19 protein-coding genes are annotated in these 18,616 nt (G+C 70.2%); 16 read left to right on the top strand and 3 right to left on the bottom strand.

The genetic code is table 11. The features are described from left to right. Window positions 1–4: 4 nt before the first annotated feature. Window positions 5–1,342: a crotonyl-CoA carboxylase/reductase gene (gene ccrA, locus B2363_RS05990; RefSeq protein ID WP_286929119.1), complete on the bottom strand. Its 1,338-nt coding sequence runs from the start codon at window positions 1,340–1,342 to the stop codon at window positions 5–7. A gap of 99 nt (window positions 1,343–1,441) precedes the next feature. Further along, the gene (gene mce, locus B2363_RS05985; protein WP_286929117.1) at window positions 1,442–1,888 is read right to left on the bottom strand and encodes a methylmalonyl-CoA epimerase; all 447 of its coding nucleotides are present in this window, start codon (window positions 1,886–1,888) and stop codon (window positions 1,442–1,444) included. Between the two features lie 66 nt (window positions 1,889–1,954). Here mce and B2363_RS05980 point away from each other — a divergent pair, with 66 nt between their 5' ends. The 6 genes from B2363_RS05980 (at window position 1,955) to B2363_RS05955 (ending at window position 6,455) form a co-directional block, all read left to right on the top strand. Next, the gene (locus tag B2363_RS05980) at window positions 1,955–2,380 is read left to right on the top strand and encodes a pyridoxamine 5'-phosphate oxidase family protein (protein ID WP_181756592.1); all 426 of its coding nucleotides are present in this window, start codon (window positions 1,955–1,957) and stop codon (window positions 2,378–2,380) included. A gap of 77 nt (window positions 2,381–2,457) precedes the next feature. Beyond that, on the top strand, window positions 2,458–3,648 hold the full coding sequence (locus B2363_RS05975; protein ID WP_286929115.1) for an acetyl-CoA C-acetyltransferase: 1,191 nt from the start codon (window positions 2,458–2,460) through the stop codon (window positions 3,646–3,648). A gap of 25 nt (window positions 3,649–3,673) precedes the next feature. Next, entirely contained in the window at window positions 3,674–4,630 is a 957-nt protein-coding gene (gene meaB, locus B2363_RS05970; RefSeq protein WP_286929114.1) for a methylmalonyl Co-A mutase-associated GTPase MeaB, read from the top strand. Window positions 4,631–4,686: 56 nt separating this feature from the next. Further along, window positions 4,687–4,842: a hypothetical protein gene (locus tag B2363_RS05965; RefSeq protein WP_181756595.1), complete on the top strand. Its 156-nt coding sequence runs from the start codon at window positions 4,687–4,689 to the stop codon at window positions 4,840–4,842. Window positions 4,843–4,852: 10 nt separating this feature from the next. Continuing rightward, window positions 4,853–5,518, top strand: coding sequence for a PH domain-containing protein (locus tag B2363_RS05960; protein WP_286929111.1), 666 nt, complete (start codon window positions 4,853–4,855; stop codon window positions 5,516–5,518). A 22-nt stretch (window positions 5,519–5,540) separates the two neighbouring features. Beyond that, window positions 5,541–6,455 carry a tetratricopeptide repeat protein gene (locus tag B2363_RS05955; protein ID WP_286929109.1) on the top strand — a complete coding sequence of 305 codons (915 nt, stop codon included), beginning with the start codon at window positions 5,541–5,543 and terminating at the stop codon, window positions 6,453–6,455. 4 nt (window positions 6,456–6,459) lie between these two features. Here B2363_RS05955 and B2363_RS05950 read toward each other — a convergent pair whose 3' ends face one another. Beyond that, window positions 6,460–7,374 carry an NUDIX hydrolase gene (locus B2363_RS05950; RefSeq protein ID WP_286929108.1) on the bottom strand — a complete coding sequence of 305 codons (915 nt, stop codon included), beginning with the start codon at window positions 7,372–7,374 and terminating at the stop codon, window positions 6,460–6,462. Between the two features lie 39 nt (window positions 7,375–7,413). Between B2363_RS05950 and B2363_RS05945 the strand changes: the two genes are divergently transcribed. From B2363_RS05945 to B2363_RS05900, 10 genes are all read left to right on the top strand, one after another. Then, a complete protein-coding gene (locus B2363_RS05945) occupies window positions 7,414–7,899 on the top strand; it encodes a GNAT family N-acetyltransferase (protein WP_286929107.1) in 486 nt (161 codons plus the stop codon). Between the two features lie 42 nt (window positions 7,900–7,941). Further along, window positions 7,942–8,721 carry an enoyl-CoA hydratase/isomerase family protein gene (locus B2363_RS05940; protein ID WP_286929105.1) on the top strand — a complete coding sequence of 260 codons (780 nt, stop codon included), beginning with the start codon at window positions 7,942–7,944 and terminating at the stop codon, window positions 8,719–8,721. A gap of 163 nt (window positions 8,722–8,884) precedes the next feature. After that, window positions 8,885–9,664, top strand: a complete 780-nt coding sequence (locus B2363_RS05935; RefSeq protein WP_078700548.1) for an electron transfer flavoprotein subunit beta/FixA family protein — start codon at window positions 8,885–8,887, stop codon at window positions 9,662–9,664. A 16-nt stretch (window positions 9,665–9,680) separates the two neighbouring features. Then, window positions 9,681–10,628, top strand: a complete 948-nt coding sequence (locus B2363_RS05930; RefSeq protein WP_286929104.1) for an electron transfer flavoprotein subunit alpha/FixB family protein — start codon at window positions 9,681–9,683, stop codon at window positions 10,626–10,628. A 218-nt stretch (window positions 10,629–10,846) separates the two neighbouring features. Continuing rightward, window positions 10,847–12,463: a peptide ABC transporter substrate-binding protein gene (locus tag B2363_RS05925; protein ID WP_181756599.1), complete on the top strand. Its 1,617-nt coding sequence runs from the start codon at window positions 10,847–10,849 to the stop codon at window positions 12,461–12,463. 144 nt (window positions 12,464–12,607) lie between these two features. Then, window positions 12,608–13,534: an ABC transporter permease gene (locus B2363_RS05920; RefSeq protein WP_286929186.1), complete on the top strand. Its 927-nt coding sequence runs from the start codon at window positions 12,608–12,610 to the stop codon at window positions 13,532–13,534. After that, window positions 13,527–14,525: an ABC transporter permease gene (locus B2363_RS05915; protein WP_181756600.1), complete on the top strand. Its 999-nt coding sequence runs from the start codon at window positions 13,527–13,529 to the stop codon at window positions 14,523–14,525. Before B2363_RS05920 ends, B2363_RS05915 begins: the two co-directional genes overlap by 8 nt. After that, on the top strand, window positions 14,522–16,228 hold the full coding sequence (locus tag B2363_RS05910) for a dipeptide ABC transporter ATP-binding protein (protein ID WP_286929101.1): 1,707 nt from the start codon (window positions 14,522–14,524) through the stop codon (window positions 16,226–16,228). Before B2363_RS05915 ends, B2363_RS05910 begins: the two co-directional genes overlap by 4 nt. Before the next feature lie 113 nt (window positions 16,229–16,341). Next, the gene (locus B2363_RS05905; RefSeq protein WP_286929100.1) at window positions 16,342–17,025 is read left to right on the top strand and encodes a hypothetical protein; all 684 of its coding nucleotides are present in this window, start codon (window positions 16,342–16,344) and stop codon (window positions 17,023–17,025) included. Next, window positions 17,025–18,596: a DNA polymerase Y family protein gene (locus tag B2363_RS05900; protein ID WP_286929099.1), complete on the top strand. Its 1,572-nt coding sequence runs from the start codon at window positions 17,025–17,027 to the stop codon at window positions 18,594–18,596. The genes B2363_RS05905 and B2363_RS05900 overlap by 1 nt, the downstream gene beginning before the upstream one ends. Window positions 18,597–18,616: the final 20 nt, after the last annotated feature.

The raw sequence follows: 18,616 nt of genomic DNA, 5'->3' as shown, positions 1-18,616 counted from the left end.
GCGATCAGATGCCGCGGAAGCGGTTGATCTCCGTGAGGTACTTGGCGCGCTTCTCCTCGTCGGTGACGCCCAGGCCCTCCTCGGGCGCCAGCGTCAGCACGCCGACCTTGCCCTGGTGCTTGTTGTGGTGCACGTCGAGCGCGGCCTGGCCGGTGTCCTCGAGCTTGTACACCTTCGACACGGTCGGGTGGATGAGGCCCTTGTCGATGAGGCGGTTGGCCTCGTAGGCCTCGCGGTAGTTCGCGAAGTGCGAGCTCTTGATGTTCTTCAGGTTCATCCACAGGTACCGGTTGTCGTACTGGTGCATGTAGCCCGAGGTCGACGCGCAGGTGATGATCGTGCCGCCCTTGCGCGTGACGTAGACGCTGGCGCCGAAGGTCTCGCGGCCCGGGTGCTCGAACACGATGTCCGGGTCCTCGCCGCCGGTGAGCTCACGGATCTTCTTGCCGAAGCGCTGCCACTCCTTGGGGTCCTGGTTGTGCTCGTCCTTCCAGAACTTGTAGCCCTCGGCCGAACGGTCGATGATGTGCTCGGCGCCCAGCGAGCGCACGATCTCGGCCTTGTCGGGGCTGGAGACGACGCACACCGGGATGGCTCCGCCGTTGAGGGCCATCTGCGTGGCGTAGGAGCCCAGGCCGCCCGAGGCGCCCCAGATCAGCACGACGTCGCCCTGCTTCATGTTGGCGCCGTTCTTGCTCACCAGCTGGCGGTACGCGGTGGAGTTCACCAGGCCGGGCGAGGCCGCCTCCTCCCACGTCAGGTGCGCGGGCTTGGGCATGAGCTGGTTCGACTTCACGATGGCCAGCTCGGCCAGGCCGCCGAAGTTCGTCTCAAAGCCCCAGATGCGCTGCTGCGGGTCCATCATCGTGTCGTCGTGGCCGTCGGGGCTCTCGAGCTCGACCGACAGGCAGTGAGCGACGACCTCCTGGCCAGGCTTCCAGGCGTTGACGCCCGGGCCCGTGCGCAGCACGACGCCGGCGAGGTCGGAGCCGACCACGTGGTACGGCAGGTCGTGGCGCTTCGTGTACTCCGAGAGACGGCCGTAGCGCTCGAGGAACCCGAACGTCGAGACGGGCTCGAAGATCGAGGTCCACACCGTGTTGTAGTTGATCGCGCTGGCCATGACGGCGACGAGGGCCTCGCCCGGAGCCAGCTCCGGGAGGGGGACGTCGTCGAGGTGCAGGCTCTTGCGCGGGTCCTTGTCCCGGGTGGCCACGCCCTCGAACATGTTCTGCTCGTCCTTGTGGACGGTGATGCCCCGGTAGGTCTCGGGGAGCTCGAGGTTCTGGTACGTCTCTGCGGTGCGGTCGCCGGACATGATGGCGTCGAGGATGTGCTGCACGGGGGATCCTTCGCGTCGGTATTGCAGGTGGTCTGCGGTGATGTTACTGGCGGGAAACTTGTCCCGCGAGCCGGAGTGGGGTCGGGGTCCGCGAGCCGATCAGTGCGTGGCGGCGGACTCGACGAGCTCGACGAGGACGCCTCCGGCGTCCTTCGGGTGAACGAAGTTGACGCGACTGTCGGACGTGCCCCGCTTGGGGGTGTCGTACAGGAGGCGCACGCCGCGGTCGCGCAGGGTGGTCGAGACCGCGTCGATGTCGGTGACACGGTACGCCAACTGCTGCACGCCCGGTCCGTTGCGGTCCAGGTACTTGGCGATCGTGGACTCCTCGCTCAGCGGGGCCAGCAGCTGGATGCACGAGCCGGAGTCGCCGACGGCGAGCATCGCCTCGCGGACGCCCTGCTCCTCGTTGACCTCCTCGTGGATCGACTCGAGGCCGAACACGCGCGAGTAGAACTCGATGGCGTCGTCGAGGTCGTGCACGGCGATGCCGACGTGATCGATGGCGGTGAGCAGGTGGCCCGGAACGAGCGATTCGCTGGTCATGCCGGGCAGCCTAGTACGGGCTCTGCGGGCCCTGCGCGTGGACCGCTCCCGGGGTGACAATGGGGTATGGACACCACAGCGATCACCGAGATGACCGGAAACGAGCCGTGGGACTTCGTCGCCGACCACACGTTCGGGCGGCTGGCGCTGACGGTCCTGGGACAGCCTGAGATCTTCCCCGTCAACTACGCCCTGGCCGGGCGCCGCATCGCCTTCCGCACGGCCGAGGGCACCAAGCTCATGGGCGTCGTGCTGGACGGCCACGTCGCCTTCGAGGTCGACGAGGTCACGGCGGAGGGCGCCACGAGCGTCGTCCTGAAGGGCACCGCCCGCAAGATCGAGACCGAGGCGCAGGCGCAGGAGCTCGACCTGGCCGACCTGCACTCCTGGGTACCGACGCTCAAGTACAACCTCGTCGTCATCGACGTCAGCGAGATCAGCGGGCGCCGATTCCGCTTCGGGCCCGAGCCCGAGCTCACCCCCGTGATGTGAGGTGACCCACGTCCGGTCAGGCACTCCGTACCCATGGGTACAGTGACCCCAACGCACGCACCGAAGGAGCACGTTTCATGACCACTTCCGTCATCGTCGCCGGGGCACGGACCCCGATCGGCCGCCTGCAGGGCGGCCTCAAGACCCTGTCCGGCTCCGACCTGGGCGGCGTCGCGATCAAGGGCGCCCTCGACCGGGCCGGCATCAACGGCGACCAGGTCGACTACGTGATCATGGGCCAGGTCCTCGGAGCCGGAGCCGGGCAGGTTCCCGCCCGCCAGGCCGCGTTCAAGGGCGGCATTCCGCTGGACGTCCCCGCGATCACCATCAACAAGGTGTGCCTCTCGGGCATCAACGCGATCGCCCTGGCCGACCAGCTGATCCGCGCCGGCGAGTACGACATCGTCGTCGCCGGCGGCCAGGAGTCGATGACCCAGGCGCCCCACCTGCTGACGGGCTCGCGCGACGGTCACAAGTACGGCAAGGTCACGATGCTCGACCACATGGAGTACGACGGCCTGTGGGACGCGCTCACCGACCAGGCGATGGGCTCGCTCACCGAGCAGCGCAACGCCGCGACCGACACGCTGTCGCGTGAGGCCCAGGACACCTTCGGCGCGCGCTCGCACCAGCTCGCCGCCGCGGCGCAGAAGAACGGCGTGTTCGACGACGAGATCGTCCCCGTCGAGATCCCGCAGCGCAAGGGCGACCCGGTCGTCGTCAGCGCCGACGAGGGCGTCCGCGGCGACACCACGGCCGAGTCGCTCGGCCGCCTGCGTCCCGCGTTCTCCAAGGAGGGCACGATCACCGCGGGCACGGCCAGCCAGATCTCCGACGGCGCCTGCGCCGTGGTCGTCATGAGCAAGGCCAAGGCCGAGGAGCTGGGCCTGACGTGGCTCGCCGAGATCGGCGCCCACGGCAACGTCTCGGGCCCCGACTCCACGCTGCAGGAGCAGCCCGCCAACGCCATCGCGAAGGCGGCGCAGAAGGAGGGCATCGACGTCGCTGACATCGACCTGTTCGAGCTGAACGAGGCCTTCGCCGCGGTCGGCATCGTCTCGGCCGAGAAGCTCGGCGTGAGCGAGGACAAGGTCAACGTCAACGGCGGTGCCATCGCGCTCGGCCACCCGATCGGCATGAGCGGTGCGCGCATCGTCCTGCACCTCGCGCTGGAGCTCCAGCGTCGCGGTGGCGGCACCGGTGCGGCCGCGCTGTGTGGCGGCGGTGGCCAGGGCGATGCCCTGATCATCCGGGTCCCGCAGGCCTGATCGGCCCTCACCCGAATCTGCGGAGTTGAGTCCCAGGAACGTCGACGTCACCGACCTGGTCTCGCGGGCGCAAGCCGGCGAGGCCAGGTCGGTGGCGCGTCTGATCACCCTCGTCGAGACCGAGTCCGACCACCTGCGTGAGGTCAGCGCGGCGCTGGCCCCGCTCGTCGGCGGCGCCCACGTCGTCGGCCTCACCGGCTCGCCCGGCGTGGGCAAGTCGACCACCACGTCGGCCTTGGTCACCGAGCTGCGCGCCCGCGGCCGTCGCGTCGGCGTCCTCGCGGTCGATCCCACCTCGCCCTTCAGCGGGGGAGCGCTGCTGGGCGACCGCATCCGGATGCAGGACCACGCCACCGATCCCGACGTCTACATCCGGTCGATGGCCAGCCGGGGCCATCTCGGCGGCCTGTCGTGGGCCACGCCCCACGCCATCCGCGTCCTCGACGCGGCCGGCTGCGACGTGATTCTGCTCGAGACCGTCGGCGTCGGGCAGTCCGAGGTCGAGGTCGCCGGGCTGGCCGACACCACCGTCGTGCTGCTGGCGCCCGGCATGGGCGACGGCATCCAGGCCGCCAAGGCCGGGATCCTCGAGATCGGCGACATCTTCTGCATCAACAAGGCCGACCGGGACGGAGCCTCCACCACGCGCCGTGAGCTGCGCACCATGCTGTCGATGTCCGACCGCCAGGACGGCTGGAAGCGTCCGATCGACCTCACCGTGGCCACCGAGGGCACCGGAGTCCCGGAGCTGGTCGACCACCTGCAGGAGCATGCCTCCCACCTGCGTGCTTCCGGCCAGCTGGCGCGCCGGCGCACCGATCGACTGCGTCGCGAGATCCAGGCCATCGCCCTCGACCAGGTGCGGCGCCGCTTCGTCGTCGACGGGGGCGAGGAGCTCGACGCACTCGCCGCCCGCGCCTTCGCCGGCGACATCGACCCGTTCTCGGCCGCCGACACCCTGCTGGCCGAATCCGACGCGTAGAAGTCTTCCGCGCGGCGTCCCCGGTTCGGGCCCGCGATTCCGGTAGACATGTGCGCGTGGTGAAGAAGGCAGTGATCCTTTTCGTGGTGGGCTTCGGGCTCTACTACCTGTTCAGCACGCCTGAGGACGCCGCGACGGCCGTTCGGGGGGCCTTCGACGCAGCCATCGGCGCATTCGGACAGGTCGGGGTGTTCGTGTCCGAGCTCCTGTGAGGACCTCGTCATGACCGAGAGACCAGCGATCGAGACGGCGCCCCCGCCGGTCACGGCGCGATTCTGGCGACGCCTGCGCGAGCCGTTCCCCGATCCTGAGAACCACGTCGCGCTGAACCAGCGCCTCAATCCCCGCAGCGGCGAGCGGGTCCTGCAGATCGTGCCCAAGCACGTCGCCGTCTACTGGACCCTGCCCGCCGCCGCGCTGGCCTCCTTCGGCTGCCTCGTGGTCCTGCTGTTCCACTGGAACTCCGGTCCGGCCCAGGCGCTGTGGCTCGCGTCCCTCGTCGTCACGGCCGCGGCGGCCGTGCGCGCGTTCGTGGAGTGGCGCGATGTCTTCGTCGTCACGAACTGGCGGGTCGTCCGGCTTAGCGGGGTGCTGACCGCGCGGGTGGCGACGATGCCGATCAACCGCATCCTGGACATGACGATGACGCGCACGATGTGGGGCCGCGCCCTCGGCTACGGCCACTTCGTCTTCGAGTCGGCCGCGCAGGAGCAGGGACTGCGCGAGATCAAGTTCGTGCCGGACATCCTGGCGGTCGACCGTGAGATCAACAACGCCGTCAACCGTGAGAACCGCCGGCGTGAGCGGATGATGAGCGCGAGGTACGACAGGCCGCTGGACGGCGGGCCCGACGAGGGTGAACGGACCGAGCCGATCCGCGGCCTGTGACCGGGCTTCCTAGACTGTCGCCATGAGCTTCTCGCAGCCCGGTGCGTTCGACCTTTCCTCGCTGGCCACGCCGCGTCCCACGACCCCGTCCGGCGGGGGTGCTCCCGCTCCTGAGGGAGCGGTCTACGTCATCGACGTCACCGAGGCCGACTTCCAGCAGGTGGTCGAGTCCTCGATGCAGCACCTCGTCGTGCTGAGCGTCTGGTCGCCGCGCTCCCCGCAGAGCGTCGAGTTCAACGAGGTCCTCGCGCGGGCCACGTCCGCGTACGGCGGAGCGCTGCAGCTGGCGAAGGTCGACGCGGACACCAACCCCGGCATCGCCCAGGCGCTCCAGGTGCAGGCCGTGCCGTTCGTGGTGGGACTCGTGCAGGGCCGTCCCGTGCCGCTGTTCCAGGGCACGGTGGACGACGCCGAGGTGAAGCGGTTCTTCGACGAGCTCGTGAGGCTCGCGCAGCAGAACGGCCTGAACGGCCGTGCCCAGCCGTCCGGGGGCGCTCCCGTCGAGGCCCCCGACGAGCCCGAGGACGACCCGCGCTTCGCCGCCGCCGACGAGGCCTACTCCCGCGGCGACTTCGACGCCGCGATCGCCGAGTACGAGGCGCTGCTGGCGCAGACCCCCGGCGACACCGAGGTGGCCGAGCGGCTGGCGGCCACGAGGCTCTACGCGCGCGTGGCCGGCGCCGACCTGCAGCAGGCGCGGCAGGCCGCAGCCGACGCCCCGGACGACGTCGACGCCCAGCTGCTGGTGGCCGATCTCGACGTCACCGGCGGACACGTCGAGGACGCCTTCCTGCGACTCATCGAGCTCGTCAAGCGCACGGCGGAGGATGACCGCGACCGTGTCCGCGAGCACCTGCTCGAGCTGTTCACGGTGGTCGGTCTGGCCGATCCTCGCGTGGCGCTGGCCCGTCGCTCCCTGGCCGCCGCTCTCTTCTGAGCGGTCAGCGCGCCTGGTCGCGCACGGGGTCGGGCTGGCGCGGCGCCTCGCGGTAGGCGGGCAGCGGCGCGTCGGCGAGCGACTCGAGCAGCTCCGTGGTGGCCAGCGTGGCACGCTCGCGCACCGTGTCGAGGTCGCACCAGTGCACGGCCGCGATCTCGGTGCGCTGCAGGACCATCTGCTCGACCAGGTCGGCGTCGACGACGCCGAGGTCGAACACGAACAGGCACGCGTCGTCCCAGCGGCTCCACGCCGGGAGCCAGTTCATCGTCACGAGGCCCTCGACCTCGACCGTGATGCCGAGCTCCTCCTCCAGCTCGCGCACGAGGCCGGTCGCGGGGCTCTCGCCGACCTCGACCACGCCTCCCGGCAGGTCCCACTCGCGCTTGTACGTCAGCTCGCACAGCAGGACGCGCCCGTCGCGGTCGCGCAGGATGCCCTGACCGATGACGCGCTTGCGGGGGAGTCCGGCGTTGAGGATGGCGACGAAGCCGTCGCGGCTGAAGGCGGGCGGGTCGTCGACGATCCGCCCGAGCAGCACGAGGTCGGGCTCGCCCCCGGGCGACCGCGCGATGCCCTCGCGTCGCAGCCCCGCGATCGACGCGGCCCGCAGGCCGAGGGTGTCGTCGGCCGGCACCCTGGCCTCGATCCGGGTCCATCCCAAGTGGTCGAACGCGTACTCCACGCCGATCCGCAGGGCCCGGCTGGCCACCATGGCGCCGGGCCCGGACGAGAAGTTCCAGCGCATCGACCCCAGCTGGCGGCCGGCCTTGCCCGTGGCGCTCTGCAGGGCCACGGTGCCAATGCGGTCGCCGCCGTAGATGGCGGCGAAGCCGTGCAGGTCGTCGGCGCCGGAGGTGGGCTCCAGCACGAGGTCGTCGTCGCGCAGGGTGGGGGAGGAGTCGGCAGGCTCGGTCACCTGGCCGAGGCTACCGGCCGTCGTGATGGAATCGGGCCCATGACCGATCCGCGGATCCGCCCTGCCACCCCCGACGACGTCGCCGCGATGGTGCGCCTCGTCCACGACCTCGCGGCGTACGAGCGCGCTCCCGAGCAGTGCGTGCTGACCGAGCCGATGCTCCACGAGCGCCTCTTCGGCGAGCGGCCCGCACTGTTCGCGCACGTCGCCGAGGTGGACGGCGCGGTCGTCGGCCTGGCGGTGTGGTTCCTCAACTTCTCCACGTGGGACGGGGTGCACGGGATCTACCTCGAGGATCTCTTCGTCGACCCGGCGCACCGCGGCACCGGACTCGGTCACGCGCTGCTGGCCCGACTGGCGCAGGTGTGCGTCGAACGGGGCTACAGCCGCCTGCAGTGGCAGGTGCTCGACTGGAACACCCCGTCGATCGAGTTCTACGAGGCTCTCGGCGCCGTGGACCTGGCCGACTGGCGGACGTATCGCCTCGCGGGCGAGCCGCTCCGGGCCCTCGGCTCGCCGTCCTGACGCTGTCCTATGCTCGCCCCAACCCACACAGGAGGCTCCATCATGGCCGAATTCGTCCGACTCGAGGTGACCGACGGCGTCGGCACGATCCGCCTCGACCGGCCCAAGATGAACGCGCTCGACGCGCAGGTCCAGACCGAGCTGCTGGAGGCGGCGCGCGAGGCCGATCGCCGCGACGACGTCGCCGCGGTGGTGGTGTGGGGCGGCGAGCGGGTCTTCGCCGCGGGCGCGGACGTCAAGGAGATGGCCGACATGGGCTACCCCGAGATGTTCCGCCACGGACACCTGCTGCAGGAGTTCACGCGGGCCGTCGCCGCGATCGGCAAGCCGACGGTCTCGGCCATCACGGGATTCGCCCTCGGTGGCGGACTCGAGCTCGCGCTGGCCACCGACCTGCGGTTCTGCGCCGACGACGCCAAGCTCGGCCAGCCCGAGATCCTGCTCGGCATCATCCCCGGCGCGGGCGGCACCCAGCGCCTGGCCCGCCTGATCGGTCCCTCGAAGGCCAAGGACCTCATCTACACCGGCCGGTTCGTCGGTGCCGACGAGGCGCTCGCCCTCGGCCTCGTGGACGAGGTGCTGCCGGCCGCCGAGGTCCACGACCGGGCCGTGGCGTGGGCGTCGCAGTTCGTGGGCGGGCCGTCGATCGCACTGCGCACCGCGAAGGACGTCGTCGACCGCGGCCTCGAGGTCGACCTGCAGACGGGTCTGGAGATCGAGCGCGCTGGCTTCAGCGCGCTGTTCGCGACGCAGGACCAGGCCGACGGCATGCGCTCCTTCGTCGAGAACGGGCCCGGCAAGGCCACCTTCACCGGGAGGTGACCCATCCCACTGCCGCTGGGATGTCCGCCTTCGTTACCTTTCGGTAACATCAAAGTCAGGAAGGGTCGCCTCACCCGCGAATTGCTTCGCGTGGCAAGGTGGACCCGATAACTCGCGGGTGGTCAAACCGTCTCCCGCGCCCCGAATTCACAGGAGGGTCCTCGTGACCAAGATCGTTGTCGCTGTGAAGTACGTGCCGGACGCCACGGCGGACCGCACGTTCGACGCTGATAACACTGTCGATCGTGAGAACGTCGACGGGCTTCTGTCCGAGCTCGACGAGTACGCGGTCGAGCAGGCCCTGCAGGTCGTCGAGGCCGGTGACGGTGAGGTCACCGTCCTGACCGTCGGCCCCGCCGACGCCTCGGACGCGGTCCGCAAGGCCCTGCAGATGGGCGCCGACGCCGGCGTCCACGTCGAGGACGACGCCATCGCCGGATCCGACGCGTTCGCGACGTCGCTGGTCCTGGCCAAGGCCATCGAGAAGCTCGACTACGACATGGTGTTCTTCGGCATGGGCTCCACGGACGCCGGCATGGGCGTCGTTCCCACGCTGGTCGCCGAGCGCCTGGGCCTTCCGGCCATCACCTTCGCGTCGGAGATCTCGGTCGACGGCGACACGGTCAAGATCCGTCGTGACGGCGATGCCGCCACGCACCAGATCGAGGCCACCGGCAAGCTCGTCGTGTCGGTCACCGACCAGACGGGCGAGGCCCGCTACCCCTCCTTCAAGGGCATCATGGCCGCGAAGAAGAAGCCGGTCGAGGAGTGGAGCCTGGCTGATCTGGGCATCGACGCGGCCGAGGTCGGCCTCGACAACGCCTGGACCAAGGTCGAGTCCACGACCCCCCGCCCGCCGCGCACCGCCGGCGAGATCGTCACCGACGAGGGAGACGGCGGCACCAAGCTCGTCGAGTTCCTCGCGTCCAAGAAGTTCGTGTGAGTAGGAGCCTGAATCAATGAGTGAAGTTCTCGTTCTGATCGAAGCCCCCCAGGGCAAGGTCACGAAGCCCTCGCTGGAGCTCCTGACGATCGCCCGTCGCATCGGCGAGCCGTCGGCCGTCGTGTTCGGCGACGCGGACACCAGCGTCCTGACCGAGTACGGCGCGGAGAAGATCTACACCTACGCCGACAGCGCGTTCGAGGAGTACCTCGTGGCGCCCAAGGCCGAGGCCCTGGCCGCGCTGGTCGCCGACAAGGCGCCCGCCGCGGTGCTCGTGCCGTCGTCCTCGGAGGGCAAGGAGATCGCGGCCCGCGTCGCGCTCAAGTCCGACTCCGGCCTGATCACCGACGCCGTCGACGTCACCGTCGACGGTGGCTCGATCACCACCACCCAGATGGCGTTCGCCGGCAACTTCACCGTCGCCGCGCAGGTCACCAAGGGTGCTCCGGTCATCGCGGTCAAGCCGAACTCGGCCGCCCCGGAGGCCACCGCGGGTGCCGGTGCCGTCGAGGCCGTCTCGTTCGACGTCCCCGACTCGGCCAAGCAGGTCAAGATCGTGGCCTCGGAGCCGCGCGTCTCCACCGGTCGTCCCGAGCTGACCGAGGCCGCCATCGTGGTCTCCGGCGGCCGTGGCACCGGCGGCGACTTCACCGAGGTCGAGGCCCTGGCCGACGCCCTCGGTGCGGCTGTCGGCGCCTCGCGCGCCGCGGTGGACTCGGGCTGGAAGCCGCACACGTTCCAGGTCGGCCAGACCGGCAAGACCGTGTCGCCGCAGCTGTACGTCGCCAACGGCATCTCCGGTGCGATCCAGCACCGCGCCGGCATGCAGACGTCCAAGACGATCGTCGCGGTCAACAAGGACGAGGAGGCGCCGATCTTCGAGCTCGTCGACTTCGGCGTCGTCGGTGACCTCAAGTCGGTCCTGCCGCAGGCGACCGAGGAGATCAACAAGCGCAAGGGCTGATCCAGCCCCCGCTCGGCGGCCCCGCTCCCACCCGGGAGCGGGGCCGCCGTCGTTCCCTCCGGGCCCGTCCACGGGCTCGCGACGGGCTGCGACGTTTGGTTGCAGTTCGGTGAAGTCGGCCGCGCGGAGTGGGCTGGGACACCTTGCAGGTGATACCTATGAATCACGCGCGTACATTGCACGTTTTCACCACGTACGCCCTTCACAGGAGGAAATACATGCGAACTCGGCGTTCAGCCCTCGCAGGTGTCGCCCTCGCCGCAGTTGCCAGCCTCACCCTGGCGGCCTGCTCGAGTGGCGGCGACGACGACAACGGCGGTTCGGATTCGACCGATGCGGTCATCACCGCGTACAGCACCGAGCCCCAGAACCCGCTGGTCACGACCAACACGAACGAGGTCGGTGGCGGCAACATCATCGACCTGATCTACGCGGGCCTGGTCTCGTACAAGGCTGACGGCTCCCAGGAGCTCGAGGTCGCCGAGTCGATCGAGTCCGAGGACAACAAGGTCTGGACGATCAAGCTCAAGGACTGGCAGTTCACCGACGGCACTCCGGTCACGGCCGAGTCGTTCGTCAAGGCGTGGAACTACGGTGCCGCGGCTGAGAACGCCCAGCTCTCCTCCTACTTCTACTACCCCATCGAGGGCACCGACGACGAGGGCATCATCCTCGACAAGGGCACCGAGATGTCGGGTCTGAAGGTCGTCGACGAGAAGACCTTCGAGGTCACGCTCAAGAACCCCGAGGCGCTCTTCCCGCTGCGTCTGGGCTACTCGGCCTACTTCCCGCTGCCCGAGGCCGCGTTCGCCGACATGGCGGCGTTCGGCAAGGCTCCGATCGGCAACGGCCCCTACAAGCTCGACTCGTGGGAGAACAACGTCGAGGCCGTCATGTCCGTCAACGAGGACTACGACGGCAACCGCCCCGCCAAGAACGGCGGCGTGACGTTCAAGTTCTACACGAACCCGGACTCGGCCTACTCCGACGTCCAGGCGGGCAACCTCGACGTGCTCGACCAGGCTCCGCCGAGCGCCCTCACGACGTTCAAGACCGACGACTCGGTCCAGGCGTTCGAGGCGGCCGGCACGGTCAACAGCACGATCACGATCCCCGAGTCGCTGGAGCACTTCTCCGGTGAAGAGGGCAACCTGCGTCGCCAGGCCCTGAGCCGCGCGATCAACCGCAAGGAGATCACGGACAAGATCTTCGACGGCACGCGTTCGCCGGCGAAGGAGTTCAGCTCCGAGCTGATGCCCGAGTACACCGAGGACATCGAGGGTGCCGAGGTCCTGGAGTTCGACGCCGACGAGGCCAAGAAGCTCTGGTCCGAGGCCGACGCGATCGCTCCGTGGTCCGGCAAGTTCGTCATCGCTTACAACGGTGACGGCCCGGGCAACAAGGAGTGGGTCGAGGCGCTGACCAACCAGCTCAAGAACAACCTCGGCATCGATGCCCAGCCCAAGGCCTACGCCACGTTCGCCGAGCTGCGCACCAAGGTCACCGACCGCACGATCGGCACCGCGTTCCGTACCGGTTGGCAGCCCGACTACCCGTCGGTCTACAACTACCTCGGTCCGATCTTCGGCACGGGTGCCGGCTCGAACGACGGCGACTACTCCAACAAGGAGTTCGACAAGCTGCTGTCCGACGCGCTGAGCGCCGAGGGCGACGAGCAGGCCAAGCTGCTGGCTGACGCCCAGGGGATCCTCATGAAGGAGCTCCCGGCTCTCCCGCTCTGGAACACCAACGTCGCGGCTGTCGCGGCCACGGGTGTCGAGAACGTGGAGTTCAACTGGCAGAACAAGCCGGAATACCAGAACATCACCAAGTGATGCTTCGCTGATGTGGGGCGGCACCAACCCGGTGCCGCCCCACACTCATGACCGAAGGCGACCCGGCCGCGCGCTCGACCCGCGGGCCGAAGGTACGCTTAATCGATGCACGGGTCGACCCTCGTGCTGCGGAGGTTCCTAACTATGTGGTGGTACATCGGCCGGCGGATCCTGCAGGCCATCCCAGTCCTCCTGGGTTCCACGCTGCTCATCTACGCCATGGTCTTCGCCATGCCCGGCGACCCCATCGTGGCGCTGTTCGGCGAGAAGCCCGTCTCCGACGCGGTCCGGGCCGAGATCGAGCAGCAGTACAACCTCGACAAGCCGTTCCTGGTGCAGTGGCTGCTCTTCCTGGGCAACGCGGCGCAAGGAGACCTGGGCGTCTCGTTCTCGGGCCGCCCCGTCAGCGAGCTGCTCGCGGAGACCATCCCGGTCACGTTCAAGCTCGCGTTCATGGCGCTGATCATCGAGGGCGTCCTGGGCATCGCCGCCGGCTTCTACGCCGGCCTCAAGCGCGGCAAGCTCTTCGACTCCACGATGCTGGTGACCTCGCTGCTGGTCATCGCGGTCCCGATCTTCGTCTTCGGCTTCACGATGCAGCTGATCTTCGGCGTCAAGCTCGGCTGGGCCCCGGTCACGGTCGGCGGCGACGCCAGCTGGGACCGCCTCATCATCCCGGCGTTCGTCCTGGGGCTGGTGTCCTTCGCCTACGTGCTGCGCCTCACGCGCACCTCCGTGGTGGAGAACCTCACCGCCGACCACGTGCGCACCGCGCGAGCCAAGGGCCTCAACGACGGCCAGGTCAACCGGCGCCACGTGCTGCGCAACTCGCTGATCCCCGTCGTGACCTACCTCGGTGCCGACCTGGGCACCCTGATGGCCGGCGCCATCGTGACCGAGGGCATCTTCAACATCCCCGGTCTGGGCAACCTCGCCTTCCGCGCCATCCAGCAGAAGGAGGGCCCCACGATCGTCTCGGTCGTCACGGTGATGGTCCTCATCTACATCGTCATGAGCCTGATCGTCGATCTCCTCTATGCCTGGCTCGATCCGAGGATCCGTTATGCCTGAGTTCCCCATCGACCTCCCCCCGAAGACCCTGCCCGGCCAGGAGCGCTTCGTCGCTCCCGTCGAGGTGACGCCCTTGGCGGACACCGGTGCGTTCGACGAGTCCCGCAGCCCCGAGAGCCAGTGGAAGCAGGCGTGGAAGCGCCTGCGGAAGAACTGGATCTTCTGGGTCTCGGTCGTCATCTTGTTCTTCGTCACGATCGTCGTGCTGTTCCCGCAGCTGTTCACCGACATCGACCCCACGCGCGCCGACCTGAGCCGCAGCCTCGAGGGCCCCAGCGAGGGCCACATCGCCGGCTTCGACAAACAGGGCTACGACGTGTTCGCCCGCACCATCTACGGCGCCCGCGCCTCGGTGCTGGTGGGCTTCCTGTGCACGCTCGTGGTCACCATCCCCGGTGTGCTCTTCGGGGCGATGGCCGGCTTCTACGGCGGCCTGTCCGACACGTTCATCTCCCGCGTGGCCGACATCTTCTTCGCGATCCCGTTGCTGCTCGGTGCGCTGGTCGGCCTGTCGATCATCAACAACCTGTGGCCCGACCGCGGCTACTGGGGCTTCATCCTCACGGTGGTGTTCGCCCTGGCGGCGTTCGGCTGGCCGCAGGTGCTGCGCATCTCGCGCGGTGCCGTCCTGGAGGTCAAGAACCTCGAGTTCGTCGACGCGGCGCGCGCCATCGGGAAGACCCGCCGCGCCAACCTGTGGGGCCACGTGGTGCCGAACTCCCTGGCCCCGGTGATCGTGCTGGCGACCGTGTCGCTGGGCGTCTACATCGTGGCCGAGGCCACGCTGTCGTTCCTGGGCCTGGGCCTGCCGACCAGCATCGTCTCGTGGGGCAACGACATCTCCGCCGCGCAGAACCAGGTGCGCTCGGGCGAGCGGCTCGGCGTCATGTTCTGGCCCGCCTCGGCGCTGGCCCTGACGTCGCTGGGATTCATCCTGCTGGGCGACGCCGTGAGCGACGCCCTCGATCCGAAGTCGAGGAACCGCGAATGAACGCCACCCCGCTGCTCGAGGTCACCGACCTGCACGTCGCGTTCCGTCAGAACAAGGAGGACATCCCCGCCGTCCGCGGTGCGAACCTCACGGTCTACCCCGGTCAGACCGTCGCGATCGTGGGCGAGTCCGGATCGGGCAAGTCCACCACGGCTCACGCCATCATCGACCTGCTGCCGGGCACCGGCCGGGTCACGGGCGGGTCCATCCTCTTCGAGGGCAAGGACATCGCCCAGTCCAGCAAGAAGGACATCCTGGCCGTCCGCGGCTCGCGCATCGGCCTGGTGCCCCAGGACCCGATGAGCAACCTGAACCCGCTCGTCAAGGTGGGCAAGCAGATCGCCGAGGTCCTGGTGGCCAACGACGTGGTCAAGGGCAAGGACGTCGAGCGACGGGTCGTCGAGCTGCTCGAGGAGGCCGGCCTGCCCGACGCCGAGCAGCGCGCGCGCCAGTACCCGCACGAGTTCAGTGGCGGCATGCGCCAGCGCGCGCTCATCGCGATGGGCCTGGCCGCCCGGCCGAAGCTGCTCATCGCCGACGAGCCGACCAGCGCGCTCGACGTGACGGTGCAGAAGCAGATCCTGGACCACCTCGACCAGCTGACCGCCGATCTGGGCACCGCGGTGCTGCTGATCACGCACGACCTGGGCCTGGCCGCCGAGCGCGCCGACCACCTGGTCGTCATGTACAAGGGCCAGATCGTCGAGTCGGGTCCCGCGCTGGACATCCTGCAGGATCCGCAGCACCCCTACTCCAAGCGCCTCATCTCCAGCGCCCCGTCGCTGGCCTCGCAGCGGCTGCTGTCGCAGCAACGTGCCGAGGTGCGCGAGCAGGCGCAGGAGGTCGCCGAGGAGCTGGCCGGGGAGGTCGCCCAGCTCGAGTCGGAGTTCGGCGCGGGCTCCGACATCGTGCTCGAGGCCAAGAGCCTGCGGAAGGTGTTCAGCATCCCCGGCTCGGCCCCGTGGCGCAAGAACGAGTTCGTCGCCGTCGACGACGTCTCGTTCAAGCTGCCCCGCGGCACCACCACCGCCATCGTGGGCGAGTCCGGCTCGGGCAAGTCCACGGTCGCGCGCATGGTGCTCGACCTGCTGGAGCCCACGAGCGGCACCGTCGAGTTCGACGGGGTCGACATCTCGACCCTGCGCACCAAGAAGCAGCAGCTGGCCTTCCGCCGGCAGATGCAGCCGGTGTTCCAGAACCCGTACGCCTCCCTCGACCCGCAGTACACGATCTTCCGGGCGATCGAGGAGCCGCTGGGCACGCACGGCATGGGCTCGAAGGCCGAGCGCGAGGCGCGGGTCCGCGACCTGCTCGACAAGGTCTCGCTGCCGTGGAGCGTCTCGCAGCGGTTCCCCAACGAGCTCTCCGGCGGCCAGCGCCAGCGCGTCGCGATCGCGCGTGCCCTGGCGCTGCAGCCCGAGGTCGTGATCCTCGACGAGGCCGTCAGCGCGCTCGACGTGCTGGTCCAGGCGCAGATCCTGTCGCTGCTGGCCGACCTGCAGGCCGAGCTGGGCCTGTCGTACCTGTTCATCACCCACGACCTGGCGGTCGTGCGCCAGATCGCCGACGACGTGCTGGTGATGGAGCGCGGCAAGCTGGTCGAGCACGCCTCGGTCGACGAGGTCTACAGCAACCCCAAGCAGGCGTACACGCGCCGGCTGCTCGACGCGATCCCCGGTGGATCCATCGAGCTCTCGCGCTGACCGTGCGGACACCTCACCGCGGGTGGTGGGCCTGAGGGCCTACCACCCGCGGTGTCGTCTCCGATGTGGGGGTTCGTGTTGACTCCTTCGAACAGGTGTTCGATCATGGAGGGGTGAGTCTCGCCGTCCCTCCTGCCGCCCTGGTCGATGACCTGCGGGCCAAGATCGGCCGGATGCAGGGACGTCCGTCGGTGCTGTCGATGCCCACGCATCCGGCGCTGTCGGGGCTGCTGGCGCTGCAGCCCGGCGGCAGCTACGCGGTCGACTCCACCAGCCTGGCCCTGCTGCTGATGGCGGGCCCGTCCCGCGACGGCGCCTGGTGCGCGATGGCCGGCAGCGACCGGGTCGGCTTCGAAGCCGCGGCCGAGGTGGGGGTCGACCTCGATCGCACCGTGTGGGTGCCCGACGTGGGCACCGACCCGGCCTCGGTGCTGGGTGCGCTGGTCGACGCGGTCGGCGTGGTGATGGTCGACCGGGTCACACTGCCCGAGCGCGAGGTCGCCCGGCTGAGGGCCCGGCTGCACCGGCGCCAAGGCGTCCTCGTGGCCGTGGGGGACTGGCCGCGGGCCGATGCCCGGCTGCGCCTGCGCGACACGGTCTGGGCGGGGCCCCAGGACGGGCACGGGCACCTGGTGGCGCGCCAGGCCACCGTCGAGGTCGAGCGCGGAGGCCGTGTCACGGGCTCGCGCCGGCTGTGGTTCCCCAGCCGCGAGCTGCACGTCGCCCCGGTAGCCCTCGGCCGGTCGGCGGACCGTGACTCCCGCCTCGGGTCGTCGATGGAGCAGGTGGCGGGCTGATGCGCACGATGGTGGTGTGGGTGCCCGACTGGCCGGCGCTCGTGCACCAGGGCGAGCTGGCCGAGGCGGCGCGCGGCGGTGGCGAGCCCTCGCCCGCGCTGGCGGTGTTCGACAAGGGCGTGGTGCTGGCCTGCACGCCCGCGGCGCGCGCGCTCGGCGTGCGCCGGGGGATGCGTCGCCGCGACGCCCAGTCGCGCTGCCCCGACCTGGTGGTCTGCGACCACCGCCCCGAGGTGGACGCCCGCGCCTTCGAGCAGGTCGTCACCACGCTGGAGGAGCTCAGCCCCGGCGTGGCACCCCTGCGGCCGGGCCTGTGTGCGCTGTCGGTGCCCGAGCGGTACTACGGCGGCGAGCCCGAGGCGGTCGCGGTGATGGCCGAGCACCTCGTCGGGCTCGGGGTGTGGGACGTGCGCTTCGGCATCGCCGACGGCGTCTTCGTCGCCGAGCTGGCCGCACGCCGGGCCCCGGCGCAGGACAGCGTGATCGTGGCGCCCGGTGGCAACGTCGACTTCCTGCGCGACCTGCCCGTGGAGGTGCTGGAGGTGCCGGCTCCCGCGGGCCCGGCCGCGCCCGGACTCGACCTCGTCACGGTGCTGCGCCGGCTGGGGATCCGCCGGGTGGGGGAGTTCGCGGCCCTGCCCGCTCCCGACGTGCTGGCCCGCTTTGGCGCCCACGGGGCCCTGATGCACCGCTGGTCCCGGGGCGAGGAGGTGCGCCGCATCTCGCGGCGGACCCCGCCGCCCGAGCTGGTGGCGTCGGTGGGCTTCGAGCCGGCGCTGGAGCGCGCCGATGCGGTGGTCTTCAGCGCCCGCCAGACCGTGGAGGACTTCGTCCGCCGGCTCGACGCGGCGGGCCTGGTCTGCTCCACCCTGCGGATCGAGGTGGACGCCGAGGTGGCGGGGGAGCCCCAGGTGTCCAGCCGGCTGTGGCGCCATCCCCGGTGGTTCGGGTCGGTCGACGTGCTCGACCGCGTCCGGTGGCAGCTGTCGGCCGCCCCTCCCGGCGGGCCCGTCGTGGCGGTGCGCTGCGTCCCGGTGGAGGTCGAACCCCTCGGGAAGCATGCCGAGAGCCTGTTCGGGGGCGGGCCCGACGACCAGGTGGAGCGGTCGGTGGCGCGGGTCCAGGCGCTGGTGGGCCCCGAGGGGGTCCGCTCGGTCGGGGTGCAGGGCGGCCGGGGACCGTCCGACCGCCGGCTGTCGGCCGCGTGGGGCGAGCGTCCCGTCGCCCAGCGGCCCCGCGACCGGCCGTGGCCGGGCAGCGTGCCGCCGCCGGCGCCGGCCACGGTGTTCGCCGAGCCCGCGCCCGCACAGGTGGTGGGCGCCGAGGGGATGCCGGTCAGCGTCAGCGGGCGCGGAGCGCTGTCCGGGCGTCCGGCGCGCTTCCGGGCCGGCGTCGACGCCGCCTGGCAGCCCGTGGCGGCCTGGGCCGGGCCGTGGCCGGTCGACGAGCACTGGTGGGACGAGGCCGCCGCCCGGCGCGTGGCCCGCTTCCAGGTCGTCGGCGTCGACGGCAGCGCCTGGCTCATGGTCGTCGAGAACGGCCACTGGTGGACCGAGGCCCGCTATGACTGAGCCGACCGGAGCGCTGGCAG

The organism is Aeromicrobium sp. UBA7512 (assembly GCF_002476985.1).
Taxonomy (GTDB): domain Bacteria; phylum Actinomycetota; class Actinomycetes; order Propionibacteriales; family Nocardioidaceae; genus Aeromicrobium; species Aeromicrobium phoceense.
This window is presented reverse-complemented; position numbering and strand designations above follow the sequence as displayed.